Here is a 15,516-nt window from a genome sequence, read left to right as displayed (position 1 = left end):
CAACGAACACATCGGTTACCTGCGCACGGTGTTTGAGCGCATTGCCGATCATCCCATCAACCGCATCGACGAGTTGCTGCCGTGGCGCCTGATGCCGGCTGCACACATCGAGCAGCAAGCTGCCTGACAATCAATCCGATGGCCCAGCCCCGCAAACCTGCCGTGCGCCTGGTCAAGGCGCCAGTGCCCGATTACGTACTGCGCGTTGAGCTGAAGTACATCAAGCCGGCGATCTGGCGACGAATCATCGTAAGCGGCCAGCAAACCCATCTTGAATCTGGCTGCGGCGCTTGGGAGTATCGTGTCCACTACACGAATAAGCGGACACGTGAACACTATAGAATCGGAATCACTCCCAGAGCGTCGTCGTCGGCAACGCTATAGCGAGGAGTTCAAGGCCCAGGTGGTAGCGGCCTGCCAGGGAATCGGCGTATCGGTTGCGGCAGTTGCACTGGAACACAGGCTTAATGCGAATCTGCTTCGGCGCTGGATCGATCAGGCAGAAGGTCGACTTCCCAGGAGGCCGTTGGGCCGCCCACCTGCCACGCCACCGTCGCTGCCAGCCTTTGTGCCAGTACCATTGGGAACACCGGATACGCACTCGTCCGAGATCCGCATTGAGGTTCGCCGTGGAGGTCAGTCGATAACGGTTAGCTGGCCGACATCAGAGGCAGCACAGTGCGCCGCCTGGCTGCGCGAGTGGCTCGCGTGATCCGCATTGATGAGGTGTGGCTGGCAGTCGACCCGCTGGATATGCGGGCCGGCTTCGATACGGCCCTGGCTCGGGTGGTCAGGGTATTCGGCGCTGCGCATCCGCACCATGCCTATCTGTTCGCCAACCGGCGAGCCAACCGCCTGAAGGTACTGGTTCACGACGGAATCGGTATCTGGCTGGCAGCGCGACGGTTGAACGAGGGACAGTTCGTCTGGCCTCACGCCGGCAGCGAACCGAAGCAACACGCACTCACGCAGGAGCAGCTCGCGGGTCTGGTAATCGGTTTGCCGTGGCAGCGCATCGGCCCGAACGGTGTGATCCGCGTCGTATAAGGCCAACAGGGACGTAAACTGTTGCGCTTCCACGGTGCCAGGGGTTCTGGCAGACTGGTTTGCATGAACCTGCCCGCCGACCTCAACGCCCTCAGCCCGGAACAGTTGCGCACGCTCGCCGCGCAGCTGATTGCCCAGGTGCAGGAGAGAGACCGGGAAATCGAAGAGAAGGCGCGGGAGGTCAAGGAGAACGAACGCGAGCTGCATTACCGGCAGACCCGTATCGAGCAGTTGAGCCACGAGATCGCCATCCTCAGGCGCCAGCAGTTTGGCCGGCGCAGCGAACAGCTCAGCAGCGAGCAGATGAACCTGCTGGACGAAGCCGTCGACGCCGATCTGGCCGCCATCGAACTGGAGCTCCAGCAGCTTCAGCCACAAGCAGCAGCCGACCCGTCACCCCGGCAACCGAAGCGCGCATCGCTGCCGGCGCAACTGCCGCGCACGGAGATCCACCACGAGCCGGACAGCACCGTGTGTCAGTGTGGCTGCGAGCGCGTGCGCATCGGTGAGGACATCAGCGAGAAGCTGGACTACACGCCGGGCGTGTTCACGGTAGAGCGGCATATCCGTGGCAAGTGGGTCTGCAAGAAGTGCGAAACGCTGATTCAGGCGCCAGTGCCCGCACACGTCATCGACAAGGGCATCCCGACCACGGGGCTGCTGGCCTCGGTGCTGGTTGCCAAATACGCTGACCACCTTCCCCTGTATCGTCAGGAACAGATCTTTGCGCGGGCGGGTCTGGCAATACCGCGATCGACATTGGGTGCCTGGGTCGGCACGTGCGGCGCACAGTTGCAGCCACTGGTCGATGCCCTGCATCAGGAACTCTTGCAGCAGGGTGTGCTGCACGCGGATGAGACACCGGTACAGATGCTTAGTCCAGGTAAAGGGAAGACACACCGGGCGTACTTGTGGGCGTATACGCCCACGCACTTCAGTGATCTGCGCGCTGTGGTCTACGACTTCGCAGACAGCCGCGCAGGCGAGCATGCTCGCACGTTCCTCGCCAACTGGCAGGGCAAGCTGGTGTGCGACGACTATGGCGGATACAAGGCCGGCTTCCAGCAGGGCATCACTGAAATCGGATGTGCTGCGCACGCACGGCGCAAGTTCTTCGACCTGCATGCCAATCACAGCAGCCACGTCGCTGGACAGGCCATGCCGTTCTTCGCTGCGCTTTACGATATCGAGCGCGACGCTGCAGTGCTGGATACCGAAGAGCGGCGCAAACTCCGGCAGAGCCGGGCCAAACCGGTGTGCGATGCACTGCACGAATGGATGACGGCGCAACGCAAGCTGGTTTCGGAAGGTTCAGCGATTGCAAAAGCGCTTGATTACAGTCTCAAGCGTTGGGAGGCGCTCACGCGTTATCTCGACGACGGGCACGTGCCTATAGACAACAACTGGGTAGAAAACCAGATCCGTCCATGGGCCATCGGCAGAGCGAACTGGCTGTTCGCCGGCTCACTACGCGCAGGCCAGCGCGCTGCCGCCATCATGAGCCTCATAAGGTCGGCACAGCTTAACGGCCACGACCCGCACGCCTACCTGAAGGACATCCTCACGCGATTGCCGACCCACAAGGCCAGCGACATCTCTGCATTGCTGCCGCATCGCTGGCAACCAACCGTGACCGTCGATTAGCGTAGCTCGTCAAGGCGCGTTCCCCAGCCGCTTACGAATCATCGTTCCCGGCTCGATCCGGCTGGGCAAGCTGCATGTCGTGCTGCAACTGGCCATGGGATGGGAAGGCGGGCACCTGCACGAGTTCGTCTTCGGCGAAACCAACTATGGTGAACCTGATGACTTCGGATTCCAGAGCTCTCCACCGATGCTCAATGAAGCACGGGTCACGCTGGCGAAGGCGCTGGGCGGGCTGAAGTCATTCACCTACATCTACGACTACGGCGACAACTGGCAGCATCGGATCAAAGTCGAGAAGGCGCTGGTGCCTGATCCAGACATGCGCCGGCCGCTGTGCCTGGACGGGCAGAATGCGTGTCCACCAGAAGACGTTGGTGGAGTGCCAGGATATGCCGACTTCCTCGAAGCGATCACCAATCCGACGCACGAGGAGCACGACCACTTCCTCGAGTGGTGTGGCGGCAGCTTCGATCCCGCCGCCTTCGATCTCGTGCTCGCGAATCAGCTGCTCTCAGAGGTCAAATTCTGATCGTCAAGACGGCCTCAGATTGACGCTTACTTTCGAGTCGCCTGGAGAGAATAGTTGTGCGGCAATGAGTGCGGCCGGCAGCCACGCTGCGGTCGGATCGAGTACAAAAGGGGGCCTTGCTGCTTCCGCGACTCCCTGTCACTCAAATTGCGTCACGAATGGCCTTCCTGATCCAAGTTGTGAAAACGTCCATCGTGGACTCCGTTCGTGCCGGCAGATGACGTTTTTTCGGATAGAGAATCGATACTTCGGGAGCGGGTGTCTGCCATGACGTGAAGATCCGCTCGAGCTTGCCTTCGGCTGATAGTGATGAGCGACCAGTGCTCCACTCCGATCGCGGTGCACACTATCGTTGGCCGGGACGGCTATCGCGGATGCGCGATGCCACGCTCGTTCGCTCGATATCACGCAAAGGATGCTCGCCCGATAACGCAGCCAGTGAGGGCTTCTTCGGTTGGCTCAAGACCGAACTGTCTTATCCTCGTGACTGGCGGGCTACGACTGTCGATCAATCCATCGAAACCCTCGACGCTTATATCCGCGTATATAACATAGCGCGAATCAAGGTCTCGCTTGGCTCTCTGATCCTCTGGAATACCGGAAAAGTCTCGGGATCGCGGCATAAACCGGTCCAAGATTTTAGCCGCCCCTCCTTCCATTCGGCGCAACTCAATCAGTCTCGGTTGTGCTGCTTACCTGAAACTGACTACGCATTGATCCGGTCTCGCACAGATGACCTGTGAATCGCATGCTGTCATATGGTCTGTGATATGGATCACGTCTAAAAATAATATTGTTATCCGAATCATCCTCGCTCTACCATCAGTTCGATAAAGCAAGCGCAAACCAAAAAAACTAGACGAGACAGGAGATGACAATGTGCAAGACAATGCAGGCTGCTAGCGCACTTACACTTGCCGCTTGTGCGGTGCTTTCCGCATGCGGTGAAGGCATCAGTAGCACTTCCGTAATGCCGTCATCAGCGACAATCGCTGGGAACTGCGCGAGTCTGATGAACTATTCGGGTGCAATACCCACAACGATTACAAGTGCCGTTCAAGTCACACCGGGTGCTGGCACACCGTTCCAGACGCCGACCAACTTCCTGACGCCCGTGAGTCTTAGCGTGACTACGCCGTTTTGTCGTGTGACAGGTGTGATCAAACCAGTAGCAAATTCCACTATCGCCTTTGAGGTGTGGTTGCCGCTAGACCGCGAGAAATGGAATTCGAAGTTTGTGGGAAGCGCTGATGGTGGCTCCACGGGCGTTATCAACTACACCTCGATGGTAGATCCTCTCGCTCGGGGATATGCGGTCATGGGGCACGACAACGGGCACACCAGCACGGATGTTTTTGAACAATCGTGGGCCTTCGATTTTTCAACAAACACCGTCAAAACCGATCAGATAATCGACTTCGGATACCGCGCCGAGCACGTGGTGACGGTGGTAAGTAAGGACATTACCAACACTTATTTTTCCTCGCGGCCTGTGCACTCCTACTACGTGGGTTGTTCACAGGGCGGTCATCACGGGATGATGGAAGCTCAACGATACCCCGATGACTATGATGGCATTGTTGCTGGCTCACACGGGGGCGACTGGCTCGGCATGATGTCTTCGGAGGCCTGGGCCGGCGTATCAGTTCTAAAGAATAACCGTGCGGGGGGAATGAACGCCGCGCAGCTAGCTGCGTTAAACACCGCCGTCATCTCGGCTTGCGATGCGAAGGACGGGTTGGTTGACGGTCAGATCGACGATCCGAGGCAATGTAGCTTCGACCCCGCGACTTTGCAGTGCGGTGCGCCTGGCGCGAATCCGGCTACCTGTCTCACGCCGGCACAGGTTCAATCTGCGAAGGATATCTATGCGGGTCCGAAGCGTCAGGACACAGGCGCGTCGGTGTCGCCTGGGTACGCGATTGGGAGCGAAGGAGGCTGGGTAACAACTTGGAATTCGACAACGAGTTTGCAGAGCGGGAGCTACTACGATTTCTTCCGGCTGATTCTTAAGGGAAATCCCAATTTCGACATCCTCACTTTGAATTGGGACACCGATATTGACAGGGGCAGATCGCAGTACGGCTCAATCTATGATGCGATCAATCCTGACCTCTCGGCATTCCAGACAAACAAAGGCAAACTCATTATGTACCACGGTTGGGCCGATCCCCTGATCTCTCCCTATCTTTCCGTCGCTTCCTGGGGACGAATCCAGGACGCTATGGGGCCCGATATGGTCAATCAGTTTGCCCGCCTGTATATGGTTCCTGGTATGGGGCACTGCACTGGTGGCCCGATTGGTACGGTGGACTGGCTCACTCCGCTTGAAAACTGGGTTGAGAAAGGGATTGCGCCTGACGCGACGAGTGCGACGTCGACTATCGTTGGGTCGGGTACGGTAAACGGCGTTACCAGAAGTCGTCCGCTCTGCCCTTATCCAATGGTCGAAAAGTACAAAGGGACTGGCGACATCAACAGCGCAGGCAATTTCACTTGTGTAACCCCGTCCTGAATTGACACGACATCCGATCTCGAAGTCCGTGTCAAGACACTTCATGCGGCAGGAATCGCGTCGATCACCTGCTGGCAGATTCTCGACCGGTTTTGGGGACGCCAAGCTAACGCGATTTCGAGGTTCAGGTGGCCCTGGTCTCCGGTTACATCGCGGTACACAACGCCCGGATGAGGTATGTGCTTGACCTGTTCCGGTAGAAGAGCGATCCCCATTTGCGCAGCTATCAAGCTAACCATCGTGGGCATTTGCCATGCTTCAAGTCCTGTTCGTGGACTAAAGCCGGCGGCATGGCACGCCATCATCGTTTTTGCATGCAGGCTTAGCACTAGATGAGAGGGGAACATCATGAAGGTTTCGTCGGCAAGCAATTTCAATTCGACGATTTGCCGCTTTGCGAGCGGGTGGCCGATGGGCAAAACGGCAATCATGCGCTCGCGTTCAATCACCTTCATTTCGAGGTCGCTGGCGTTGCTCAATGGCAGCCTCACGATTCCTAGTTCGATCTGTTCTGTGCGAAATGCGGAGAGTTGCCCAGACGAAGGAAGTTCACGCAGATCAAACACGATGTCGGGATACGTGCGCCTGAACTTCGACAGCAGTTCTGGGAGCAGTCCGTAGCTGACGGAGCCGACAAAACCCAGAGAGATTCTCCCAGTCATTCCAATGCACGCTTCGCGTGTATGTGCAATGGCCAGTTCCTGCTGTTCCAGCAGTCTTCGCGCCTCTACGAGAAACACACTCCCAGCGTCGGTCAGAGATACGGACCGGCTCTTTCGAAGGAACAACTGAACCCCGATGGTTTGCTCGAGCCGCATGATGGCCTGGCTCAACGGTGGTTGCGATATATGCAACCGGTTTGCCGCCCTACCGAAGTGCAACTCTTCCGCCAGAACAATGAACTGCTCCAGGGCGCGGGAGGATAGCATCGATGAAAATCGGCCAGTCATCGTGGACAGAAGCAGGCACGACTTCGTTGCAACATCATGAGTTCCTGAGCGCATCTTCGATACGCTTGCCTAGCGAGATAATTTTTGGTCCCCACGTATCTTCGAGCTCATCCATCGACATCGCGGACGCGTGCGCGACAAGATTGACGCTAGCGACCGGCCTGTCATTCGCCACGATGGCAACAGCTATCGCACGTCCATTAGTTAGTGTCTCGCGGTCTGCCGTCGAATACCCCTGTTCCCGGATGACTTCGAGCAAGCGACGGAAATTGCGCGGGCTGCGCGCGGCCTCGAACTCGTCCTCGGGTCGCACAGCCAGCTTCGCCATCAACGCATCGCTTTCCTGTTCAGGCAAAGCCCCCAGGTAAGCGCGTCCCAAAGCGGTTTTAAACAGGGGCACGCGCGAGCCGGGCTTCCGGTTAACGGAAAGATAGCCGGGCTGCCGGCTCGTATTCAGAATGACCATCGCATCGGTGTCAAATACACCGAGTTCGACCGGCCACCCGGCAAGGCTGCGCAACTCGTCCAGTAGCGGGCCAGTCACTTCCAGCAACCAGCGCTGTTCCTCATACCCGTTGGCGAGACTCAATACTCGCGGCGTCACGGCATACCGCCTGTCGGCATTTCCGGCATTCACGTAACCGGCGTGCTGCAAGGTTTCCACGATACGCACCAGGGTCGGCTTTGCGATACCCGTGACCCGATACAGGTCTCCGATCGCTTGCGGCCCCCCTTCATTGAGCACTTTCAGCACCTCGAGACCGCGTAGCAACGCTGCAATAGGTTCGTAAGAAGACATTTCAATAGATGAATTATCGTTTCAATATGAGAGTCCTTAGTACCTCTGGATTGCGTGAAAACTCCCGACAGTCACAGCATGCTACCCAACTCCAGCATAGCAGGCGTGAGGGGTAAACCCGTCTTATCACGTCGGTCATCTCGATTATAATTATCGAAATGATGTTTCACTAGGTGAAACATCAAGCTGCAACGTTTTTTGTCCGAAGTCCTGTGCAAATGGATACGTCTCTCCAACGCTGCTGATACCGGTCGTTGGAGTGTGCGCAGAAAATCCTGGCTCGCATTTGGGCCGGCACATCACTTACATGCAGTCGGAGACAAGTAAATGAAACGATTCGAGAAGTTGCTTCTCGCGGTCGAACAACTATGTCAAGTGGTCACGGTCGTACTGATGCTTGCGATCATGCTGATTGTGTTCTGCGACGTAGCGTCGCGCCACCTGTTCAACCATCCGCTGGGCTGGGCCTACGATCTCATTGGCCTGTATCTGATCGCTGGCGTTTACTTTCTGAGCCTGTCCGATTCGTATGCGGCGCATGCGCATGTCGGCGTCGACATCCTCGTGCGCAACTGGCCGGAGCCCTGTCGACGAATCTCCGAGATGCTGACCAACGTGGTCGGCATTGCACTGTTCGGTCTGATCTGTTGTGCCGCCTCCATGCGAGGCTGGCAAAGCTACCTGGGTCAGGATGTCGTGTCGGGATTGATCGCGTGGCCCACCTGGATCTCTTCGGCACTGGTCGCTCTAGGCTGCGGACTTCTTGTCCTGCGACTTGTATTCAGGTTGACCGGAAACGCGCTCAGCCTGATGCGGGGACATAGCGTCGTCGATGCCCTGCCACTCGCTGGCGCGCACTTCGGGGAATAGGCATGGCGATGTCTGTAGCAATGATGGGGCTGTTGTTCGCGCTGCTCGCCCTCGGTGTGCCGGTTGGCTTCTCGATGGGTACCGCAGGTGCCGTCGGGCTGTTTGTCACCGGCAACTGGGATGTTCTGCTGGGTGTGCTGCGCACATCCCCGCTAAGCACTGTGGGCTCTTATGAGCTGATCACTATCCCCATGTTCCTGCTGATGGCCGAGTTCGTGCTACTCAGCGGTATCGCAGATGAGCTGTTTGTTGCAGCCGCCGCCTGGGTCGGCCGCTATCGCGGCGGACTGGGCATGGCGACCGCGGTCACCGGCGCCGCATTTGGTGCGCTGTGCGGCACCAGCACCGCTTCGGCTGCAACCCTGTCATCGACCAGCCTGCCGGCGATGATCCGGCAAGGTTACAAGCCAGACCTTGCAGCCGGCGTGGTCGCAATCTCTGGCACTCTGGCGATGCTGGTGCCGCCCAGCGTGACGCTGATTATCTTCGGCCTGCTTGCGCAGGCCAATATCGGTCAGTTGCTGGTAGGAGGCATCATCCCGTGCGCGCTGATCACGCTGACGATCATGCTAACGGTTGCCTTCCTCGCCTGGCGCGACCCGAAGGCGGCGCCAGCCAGCCCTAAGGTCGGTCTGCGAGAGCGGATCCGGCTGCTGCGTGTGGTGGGACCGATGCTGCTGCTAATGGGCGCGGTAACGGGTGCCATCTATAGCGGCGTGGCAACGCCGACTGAGGCGTCGGCGATGGGCGCAACCGGCGCATTTCTGCTCACGATCTGGAAACGCAAGGCTAGCCCGGCCTTGATCAGACAAGCGACCGTACGCGCAGCGCGTGGCTCCTGCATGATCATCACGATCCTGCTCGGCGCCCAGTTATTCGGTTATTTCTTCACGCTGACCCATGTCACGCAGGACCTGATCGAGTGGGTGGGGCACCTTGCGCTGAACCGCTGGGTCATCGTGGTGGCGATCCTCTGCGTGTACATCGTGTTGGGTGCTTTTATGGATCAGATCGCGATCCTCGTTCTGACTGTGCCCGTCGTAATTCCAATCATCGTCGCACTCGGTTTCAGCCCGATCTGGTTTGGTGTCATCAAGATTGTTACCGCTGAAGTCGGCATGATCACGCCGCCGATCGGACTCAATTGCTTCATCGTATCGCGCTACGCCAATCGTCCTGTAGCCGAGGTATTCAAAGGCACCTGGCCACACTTCATTGCACACCTGTTCGCGATCGCCGTACTGCTGTGCTTCCCCAGTCTCATTCTTTGGCTCCCTGGCCATATGCAATAAAGGCGCAGATGAAATCCAGATACTTTGTCCGGTTGTCGGAGATGCCGGGCTATCACCCGGCCAACCACGAAGGCACCACCAATCGCCGTCTCATTTCGCCAGACACGACGGGTGCGAAACACTTCGAAGTGGTACACGGCACGATCGAAAAATGCCAGGGCGCGTTGCCGCATGCTCACCCGGGCTTGGAGCAGGCGTGCTACATGCTGGCTGGGCGTGCGATCGCCGAGGTGGGCGGTGAGAGGCAGGAAATGATCGCGGGCGATGCCGTGTTCTTTCCAGCCGATGTACCCCATGTTTTTACTGCGGTCAGCGATGAGCCCGTCCAATTGCTTGTGATCTATTCGCCGCCGTATGGGGAGGATCCAGCCAAGGTTGTTCGTTAAGCCTGCCGTACAACAGGAGACATCGATGAAGAAAATAGTCCGGGCGGCTTCCCGGTTTGCTGCGCTGACACTCGCCTGCTGCAACGTACATGCTGAAACGACGCTACGTCTCGCCGACAGTTTGCCCAACGGTCACTTCATTGCTAGCGAACTGACCCGACCGTTTATTGACCAGGTGCAAAGGGACTCGAAAGGTCAACTCAAGCTCCAGTACTTTCCCGGCGAGCAACTTGGCAAAGCCAAAGACATGCTGATGCTGACACAGTCAGGTGTCGTGGACATCGGCTACGTCGGGCCCTCCTATGTATCGGACAAAATGCCGTTGTCTGCCGCATTCGAGTTGCCCGGCGCGTTCAAAGACGACTGCCAGGGCACACGAGCGTTGTGGGCCATGACGCATGACGGTGGCTTCCTGCAGAAAAGCGAGTTCGAACCCAATCATGTGATCCCGCTGCTGATATTGATGCTACCCAGATACCAGATCCTGCTGTCGTCGAAAAAGCCGGCAAGCGGCGTGCAGGGGCTGGCTGGCTTCAAGGTCCGCTCAGCGGGTGGTGCGATGGATTTCATGCTGCACAATCTGTCCATGGTGCCAGTCCGGATGACGCCACCCGAGGTGTATGAAAGCCTGTCGCGCGGCACGATCGACGGGGCGGTATTTCCCTATTCGAGCGCTCTCGCGTATGGCCTGAGCAATCTGGTCAGGCAGGGCACTGTCGGCGGCAGCTTCGGTACCGTGGTGTTGACCTACTCGATTAGCGAGAATCGCTGGAAACAGCTATCCGTTAATGAGCGGACCGTGCTGATGACAGCAGGCAAAGAGAATTCTCTCAATGCGTGCAAGCGCTTCGAGACGACCGAAAATCAGTCGATTGACAAGTTCAAGGCGCAAGGCATGAGGGTCATTTCCTTCACGGCCGCGGATCAAACGTTGATGGACAGCGCATTCTCCAAAGTCGGTCGCGAGTGGGCCAGTGGCCTGGACAGTCGCGGCAGACCGGGCACCCGGATGCTTGGTGAAATGGAAAAGGCGCTTGCCGCGGCCAAATAAATGGAAGACAGGCAATGCGCCTGTCCGTCGAACTTTGGAGTATGCAATCATGGCAGGACCGCTGGACGGTATTCGCGTCTTAGACTTGACGAGTGTTGCAATGGGACCCTATGCCACGCAGATTCTTGGCGACATGGGAGCGGACGTCATCAAGGTCGAGACCCACCTCGGCGATGTCTTTCGACATGTGTCGTCGAATCGCAACCCGGCGATGGGAGCGGCGTTTCTCAATCTGAACCGCAACAAGCGCAGTGTCGTACTTGAACTCAAAAGTAGCGAAGGTCGCGATGCATTTCTCGAACTGACAAAGACCGCAGATGTGCTGATCTTCAATGTTCGACCACAATCGATGCGCAAGCTCGGCTTCGACTTCGAAACGCTGAGTGCACTCAATCCGCGCCTGATCTATTGCGGTGCGTATGGCTTTTCGGAAACCGGCCCGTATGCAGGCCGACCAGCCTTTGATGACATCGTCCAGGCAATGAGTGGTACTGCGTCATTGCAAGGCCGCAATAGTGATGACGGACCAGCCTACGTCAACACCATACTGGCGGACAAGACTGCGGGCCTGACCGCCGCTTATTCGATTGCAATGGCATTGTATGAGCGAGAGCGCTCTGGGCTAGGCCAGGCGATCGAAGTACCGATGTTCGAGACCATGGTGTCGTTCACGCTCACCGAGCATCTTGCTGGCGAGACATTTCGACCCGCTGAAGGATCGATGGGCTATGACCGTGTCTTGTCCGCACACCGCAAGCCATATCGGACCCGCGATGGCTTTATCGGCCTGCTGCCCTATACAGATGCACAATGGCAGCGCTTCTTCGCAGTAGCAGGATATCCACACTACGCAAGTGACGTTCGCTTTGAAAAACTGAACGAACGTAGCAAGAATATCGATGCGCTCTACGATATTCTCGCCGATATCATTTCACAGCGCAGTACTGGGGATTGGATGACCTTGCTGCGCGATGCCGATATACCCTCTACGCCAGTTTTGACACCCGAAGAGGTTCTCGAAAATGAGCACCTTGCAGCGACCGGCTTTTTCCGCGACGACATACACCCGACGGAAGGCCCTCTGCGGACGATCTCGATACCGGTGAAATTTTCCAGAACGCCTGGAGACATTCGCCGGCTAGCGCCTAATCTCGGCGAACACACTCATGAGATTCTGGCTGAGATACAGCATTCACGATAACAGCATGCCGGCAGGACAGGCGCTTTGTAGCAATCGCCAAGCGATTCTGGCGTCCCACATAGTCGATCTTACTCAGCCATGCCGGCAATCTGCTGCGGCCGATTATTCTCCAAAGGAAACTCAAATTCCTGTTGTTGCTCAATCGTGAGCTTGCACCCTGCACGAGCCTTGAGTATCCGTTGGGCGTTTTCGACCAGAGCATGCCCTGCCTTCTCGGGATTCCCAACGTTGAATGGTGGCGCGGGATCATATTCCATCAAAAGCTGCACCGTCCTGGCGGCCTCCTCGCCGCCCAAAATCGCAAGTAACTTAAGTCCGAAGTCCAGTCCCGCAGTCACTCCTCCACCCGACAGTCGATTTCGATCACGCACAACGCGCTTCTGCACGGGCTTCACTCCGAGAGATGACAATATCTCGTGCCAACCCCAATGTGTCGTTGCTTCATAGCCCTTTAGAAGCCCGCAGCGCCTTGCATGAGAGATCCAGTGCAAACGGAGGTCGCGCACCCTGCTTGCTCTCCTCTGTCACGCACAAAGTGAAGTAGCTCTAAGTCTATATGGCTTCTTTCAGGAGATCGGGATCGAAAGCTTTCCGGACCGAATACGCAATCTGATTGAATGTCGGAAACGGCTCACCATTACGCGAAACGATTCGAAAGTCTTCTCTGCTTCGTCTTGTCGTACACCCAAACTGCGATCCGATAATACGCGAATAAATATCTTTCTGGGACCGGCCAACATCCTCATGTTTGACGTACCCCTCTTCGATCTTTTTCCCAATCTCCACAGTCACGTGGCGATAGGTACCTCGTCGTTCATGCGGCTCAACTTGATTAGCCCTATGCCTCGACTTCCCTCTCAAATAATCTGCGCGTCTTCGAAGTTTGATCTGATGCGCTGGTAGTGCGCGTCATCGTCGACGGGCATAGCGACTCGTTCCAGATGCTCCGTCATCGTTAGCTTGCGGAGTTGCAGGAGAAATGGCTCGTCACCCTGAGATGCAGTGCGCAAATTGATTGTTGATTCATCGTCCGTGTTATCCACCCGTGGCGAGATGAACGGTCAAGGGAAGCTCGACTGCAGCTTCCATGGTAATAGCGCGCCGTCTGTTCATGCATTGTGGGGTTCGATTGTCGGTAATCTTCGGAAAGAGGTAGCCGCAAATCCCCCACACTGCACGCTCTCCGATCGTAGTTTTCCGGAGGCTCGCACGACTGCGCACCTGCGTTGAGCAAGTGCGGCTCTTCAAGCGATCGGCTGGCTCTTCCATCTGCTAATTGGCAAGCCGCACGAACTCCCTTACCAATGCGGCACGCACCTGCGCCTTGAGCCACAGCACGCCGACAGTACGGCTCAGCCGCGGCTGTGGCAGTTCCCACTTGCGCAATGACCGGGCCGAAATGTCCGTCATCGGCCAGTCGGGCAGAACGGATACCCCCAAGCATTCCGCCACGAGTCGCGCGATATTCTCGATGCCGTCGAGTTCAAAGCGCACTTGAGGCTGGATGTTCTTGCGGCGCAGGTAGTCGTCGGCCATCCTACCCCCGATCACGTTCCGGTCATAGCGAATGTAGGGTTCGCTCTCCAGTGTGCGCAATGGATCCCGCACATGCATGCAGGCGGGCGTGACCAGCACGAGGTGTTCCTGCCTGAGCGTATGCCAAGCCGCCGACTTCGGAAGCTCGAAAGGGGGCTGGACGAGCACCGCGGCGTCCAGTTCGCCCTCCATCACCCGCGCGTGCAGTATCGTGGTTGGACCCGGCTCGATGTAAATCGCAATGCCAGGATGCTCCGCCACCCATTTTTTGAGCACCGCCGGCAGCATGCCAGTCATCGCGGTCGGCGTGGCGCCCAGCCGCAAGGGGCCGGCGGGCAGGCTCGTGTTCGACGCGGCCGAACGCAGGTCGCGGACCTCGCGAATCACAGATTGAGCGCGCTCGAGCACGCGCAGACCCGCCTCGGTCGGACACACAGTTCGGCCTGAACGCGTCACCAGCTTGCCACCGATGTCGGCCTCGAGAACCGCCAGCCGCTGAGCAACCGACGCAGAGGTGAGCCCCAGATGGCGTGCCGCCTCCGCGATCGAACCGAGCTGGGCCACCAGCATGAAGGTTTGCAGGAAACGCACATCCATCGGTCAAGCTCCATGAAAAAGATGATTTTGCCATCTTCTTAAGCAGTTAAACATCGATTGCTCCTATGCCTCACGCATTGTAGATTTGCACACATTAATCAGGGGATCCTTTTCGTGGCCAAGATCCAGCGCATCCAATTCTGTCATGTCGCCGTCCCTCTCGACGCCTTGACATCCTTCTCCAACCGCACAGTCCACACCCGTCACTACGGCCTAGTGCGCGTGCGCTCCACCGATGGCGCCCAGGGCCTCAGTTTCTTGTACGTCGGCAGCGCTGCGGGCCGGCTGTTCGAGGGGCTGTGGCAGGCCATGTACCAGGAAGCGCTGCTGCAGGGACGCATGGGCACCGTAATGCGTGCCCTCAGCGCGCTCGACACGGCCCTGTGGGACCTGAACGCGCGCACGGCTGGCCTGCCGCTGCACAAGTTTCTCGGAGGCATGCACGCAGAGGCCGTTCCGGCCTACGCCAGTGGCGGTTACTACATGGAAGGCAAGACGACACAAGGCGTGGCCGACGAGATGGCCAGCTACGTTGACATGGGCTTTCAGGCCATGAAGATGAAGACGGGCCGCTGGTCGCCCCGAGGCGAGGGGCAACGCGTGCAGGCTGCCCGCGAGGCCATCGGCCCTGATGTGCAGCTCATGCTCGACTGCAACAACGGTAAGGTGGACACGGTGCAAGCTACGGAGTACATGCGTCGCATTGAGCCCTTTAACCCCTACTTCATTGAAGAGCCCTTTGAACCCGACGACATCGAGAGCCACGCGAGGCTCACCCAGCTGACTCGCGGTCCCGTCGCCACGGCCGACCGCCATCCTGCGGCTGTATCAGGACCGGCGCGCCGACGACGCCGACGCGCAGCAAGCGGCGCTCGACCACACACGCGCAATCTTCCAGGCCTATCGTCTGATTGCAGCGATGAAGACCGCGATCGCATGGAAGTCAGGCGACGAGCACTGGCAGCATGTCCGCCCGCCGCTCAGTCCGTTAGCCGCGCAGCTCGCCGGGAACTGGAGTGCTCGCTCGCCCGCGCGGGCCTCGACATCCCGGCCGCGCAACGGCTATCGATGGCAGCGGCTCTATGACTAACTCTCCTGA

Annotated in this window: 15 protein-coding genes and 3 pseudogenes; 13 read left to right on the top strand and 5 right to left on the bottom strand. The window is 58.0% G+C overall.

The features are described from left to right. Positions 1-16: 16 nt before the first annotated feature. From P3T24_RS36595 to P3T24_RS36565, 7 genes and pseudogenes are all read left to right on the top strand, one after another. A pseudogene (locus tag P3T24_RS36595) lies at positions 17-127 on the top strand (transposase domain-containing protein); the annotation flags it as partial. A gap of 174 nt (positions 128-301) precedes the next feature. After that, positions 302-712, top strand: coding sequence for an IS66-like element accessory protein TnpA (tnpA, locus tag P3T24_RS36590; RefSeq protein ID WP_429282678.1), 411 nt, complete (start codon positions 302-304; stop codon positions 710-712). After that, positions 709-1,047, top strand: coding sequence for an IS66 family insertion sequence element accessory protein TnpB (tnpB, locus tag P3T24_RS36585; protein ID WP_429441643.1), 339 nt, complete (start codon positions 709-711; stop codon positions 1,045-1,047). The genes tnpA and tnpB overlap by 4 nt, the downstream gene beginning before the upstream one ends. A gap of 63 nt (positions 1,048-1,110) precedes the next feature. After that, positions 1,111-2,691 carry an IS66 family transposase gene (gene tnpC / locus P3T24_RS36580; RefSeq protein ID WP_429441641.1) on the top strand — a complete coding sequence of 527 codons (1,581 nt, stop codon included), beginning with the start codon at positions 1,111-1,113 and terminating at the stop codon, positions 2,689-2,691. Next, the gene (locus tag P3T24_RS36575) at positions 2,687-3,220 is read left to right on the top strand and encodes a plasmid pRiA4b ORF-3 family protein (RefSeq protein ID WP_429441661.1); all 534 of its coding nucleotides are present in this window, start codon (positions 2,687-2,689) and stop codon (positions 3,218-3,220) included. The genes tnpC and P3T24_RS36575 overlap by 5 nt, the downstream gene beginning before the upstream one ends. A 299-nt stretch (positions 3,221-3,519) precedes the next feature. Next, a pseudogene (locus P3T24_RS36570) lies at positions 3,520-3,845 on the top strand (IS3 family transposase); the annotation flags it as partial. 252 nt (positions 3,846-4,097) lie between these two features. Then, positions 4,098-5,735 carry a tannase/feruloyl esterase family alpha/beta hydrolase gene (locus P3T24_RS36565; protein ID WP_074265594.1) on the top strand — a complete coding sequence of 546 codons (1,638 nt, stop codon included), beginning with the start codon at positions 4,098-4,100 and terminating at the stop codon, positions 5,733-5,735. 41 nt (positions 5,736-5,776) lie between these two features. Here P3T24_RS36565 and P3T24_RS36560 read toward each other — a convergent pair whose 3' ends face one another. Together P3T24_RS36560 and P3T24_RS36555 are read right to left on the bottom strand one after the other, a co-directional pair. Beyond that, on the bottom strand, positions 5,777-6,664 hold the full coding sequence (locus P3T24_RS36560; protein ID WP_429441639.1) for a LysR family transcriptional regulator: 888 nt from the start codon (positions 6,662-6,664) through the stop codon (positions 5,777-5,779). Positions 6,665-6,719: 55 nt separating this feature from the next. Further along, positions 6,720-7,484 (bottom strand): IclR family transcriptional regulator domain-containing protein, encoded by a 765-nt coding sequence (locus tag P3T24_RS36555; protein WP_074265595.1) that lies wholly within the window; start codon positions 7,482-7,484, stop codon positions 6,720-6,722. A gap of 327 nt (positions 7,485-7,811) precedes the next feature. On the opposite strand from P3T24_RS36555, the gene P3T24_RS36550 reads away from it, so the two are divergent. The 5 genes from P3T24_RS36550 to P3T24_RS36530 are packed head-to-tail and all read left to right on the top strand — an operon-like array spanning position 7,812 to position 12,284. Next, the gene (locus P3T24_RS36550) at positions 7,812-8,354 is read left to right on the top strand and encodes a TRAP transporter small permease (RefSeq protein WP_074265596.1); all 543 of its coding nucleotides are present in this window, start codon (positions 7,812-7,814) and stop codon (positions 8,352-8,354) included. 2 nt (positions 8,355-8,356) lie between these two features. Beyond that, positions 8,357-9,646 carry a TRAP transporter large permease gene (locus P3T24_RS36545; RefSeq protein ID WP_167379395.1) on the top strand — a complete coding sequence of 430 codons (1,290 nt, stop codon included), beginning with the start codon at positions 8,357-8,359 and terminating at the stop codon, positions 9,644-9,646. Positions 9,647-9,654: 8 nt separating this feature from the next. Next, complete coding sequence (locus P3T24_RS36540; RefSeq protein WP_074265597.1) at positions 9,655-10,032, top strand: cupin domain-containing protein; 378 nt, start codon at positions 9,655-9,657, stop codon at positions 10,030-10,032. 25 nt (positions 10,033-10,057) lie between these two features. Beyond that, positions 10,058-11,083 carry a TRAP transporter substrate-binding protein DctP gene (dctP, locus tag P3T24_RS36535; protein ID WP_074265598.1) on the top strand — a complete coding sequence of 342 codons (1,026 nt, stop codon included), beginning with the start codon at positions 10,058-10,060 and terminating at the stop codon, positions 11,081-11,083. A gap of 49 nt (positions 11,084-11,132) precedes the next feature. Continuing rightward, positions 11,133-12,284, top strand: coding sequence for a CaiB/BaiF CoA transferase family protein (locus P3T24_RS36530; protein WP_074265599.1), 1,152 nt, complete (start codon positions 11,133-11,135; stop codon positions 12,282-12,284). 68 nt (positions 12,285-12,352) lie between these two features. Here the strand turns inward: P3T24_RS36530 and P3T24_RS36525 are convergent, their stop codons facing one another. From P3T24_RS36525 to P3T24_RS36515, 3 genes and pseudogenes are all read right to left on the bottom strand, one after another. After that, positions 12,353-12,670, bottom strand: a complete 318-nt coding sequence (locus tag P3T24_RS36525) for a hypothetical protein (protein WP_429441637.1) — start codon at positions 12,668-12,670, stop codon at positions 12,353-12,355. 474 nt (positions 12,671-13,144) lie between these two features. Further along, positions 13,145-13,300 (bottom strand): annotated as a pseudogene (locus P3T24_RS36520) (GNAT family N-acetyltransferase); the annotation flags it as partial. Between the two features lie 256 nt (positions 13,301-13,556). Further along, on the bottom strand, positions 13,557-14,417 hold the full coding sequence (locus tag P3T24_RS36515) for a LysR family transcriptional regulator (protein ID WP_074265601.1): 861 nt from the start codon (positions 14,415-14,417) through the stop codon (positions 13,557-13,559). Positions 14,418-14,531: 114 nt separating this feature from the next. On the opposite strand from P3T24_RS36515, the gene P3T24_RS36510 reads away from it, so the two are divergent. Beyond that, complete coding sequence (locus tag P3T24_RS36510) at positions 14,532-15,503, top strand: mandelate racemase/muconate lactonizing enzyme family protein (protein ID WP_429441635.1); 972 nt, start codon at positions 14,532-14,534, stop codon at positions 15,501-15,503. The last annotated feature ends 13 nt before the right edge of the window (positions 15,504-15,516 follow it).

This window comes from Paraburkholderia sp. GAS33 (genome assembly GCF_050436645.1).
Classification (GTDB): Bacteria; Pseudomonadota; Gammaproteobacteria; order Burkholderiales; family Burkholderiaceae; genus Paraburkholderia; species Paraburkholderia phenazinium_B.
This window is presented reverse-complemented; position numbering and strand designations above follow the sequence as displayed.

What these genes read in the sequence shown, in the direction of transcription:
- tnpC (WP_429441641.1), top strand. Translation starts at nt 1,111, where the DNA reads ATGAACCTGCCCGCCGACCTCAACGCCCTCAGCCCGGAACAGTTGCGC.
- P3T24_RS36565 (WP_074265594.1), top strand. Translation starts at nt 4,098, where the DNA reads ATGTGCAAGACAATGCAGGCTGCTAGCGCACTTACACTTGCCGCTTGT.
- P3T24_RS36560 (WP_429441639.1), bottom strand. Translation starts at nt 6,664, where the DNA reads ATGCTATCCTCCCGCGCCCTGGAGCAGTTCATTGTTCTGGCGGAAGAG.
- P3T24_RS36555 (WP_074265595.1), bottom strand. Translation starts at nt 7,484, where the DNA reads ATGTCTTCTTACGAACCTATTGCAGCGTTGCTACGCGGTCTCGAGGTG.
- P3T24_RS36550 (WP_074265596.1), top strand. Translation starts at nt 7,812, where the DNA reads ATGAAACGATTCGAGAAGTTGCTTCTCGCGGTCGAACAACTATGTCAA.
- P3T24_RS36545 (WP_167379395.1), top strand. Translation starts at nt 8,357, where the DNA reads ATGGCGATGTCTGTAGCAATGATGGGGCTGTTGTTCGCGCTGCTCGCC.
- P3T24_RS36540 (WP_074265597.1), top strand. Translation starts at nt 9,655, where the DNA reads ATGAAATCCAGATACTTTGTCCGGTTGTCGGAGATGCCGGGCTATCAC.
- dctP (WP_074265598.1), top strand. Translation starts at nt 10,058, where the DNA reads ATGAAGAAAATAGTCCGGGCGGCTTCCCGGTTTGCTGCGCTGACACTC.
- P3T24_RS36530 (WP_074265599.1), top strand. Translation starts at nt 11,133, where the DNA reads ATGGCAGGACCGCTGGACGGTATTCGCGTCTTAGACTTGACGAGTGTT.
- P3T24_RS36515 (WP_074265601.1), bottom strand. Translation starts at nt 14,417, where the DNA reads ATGGATGTGCGTTTCCTGCAAACCTTCATGCTGGTGGCCCAGCTCGGT.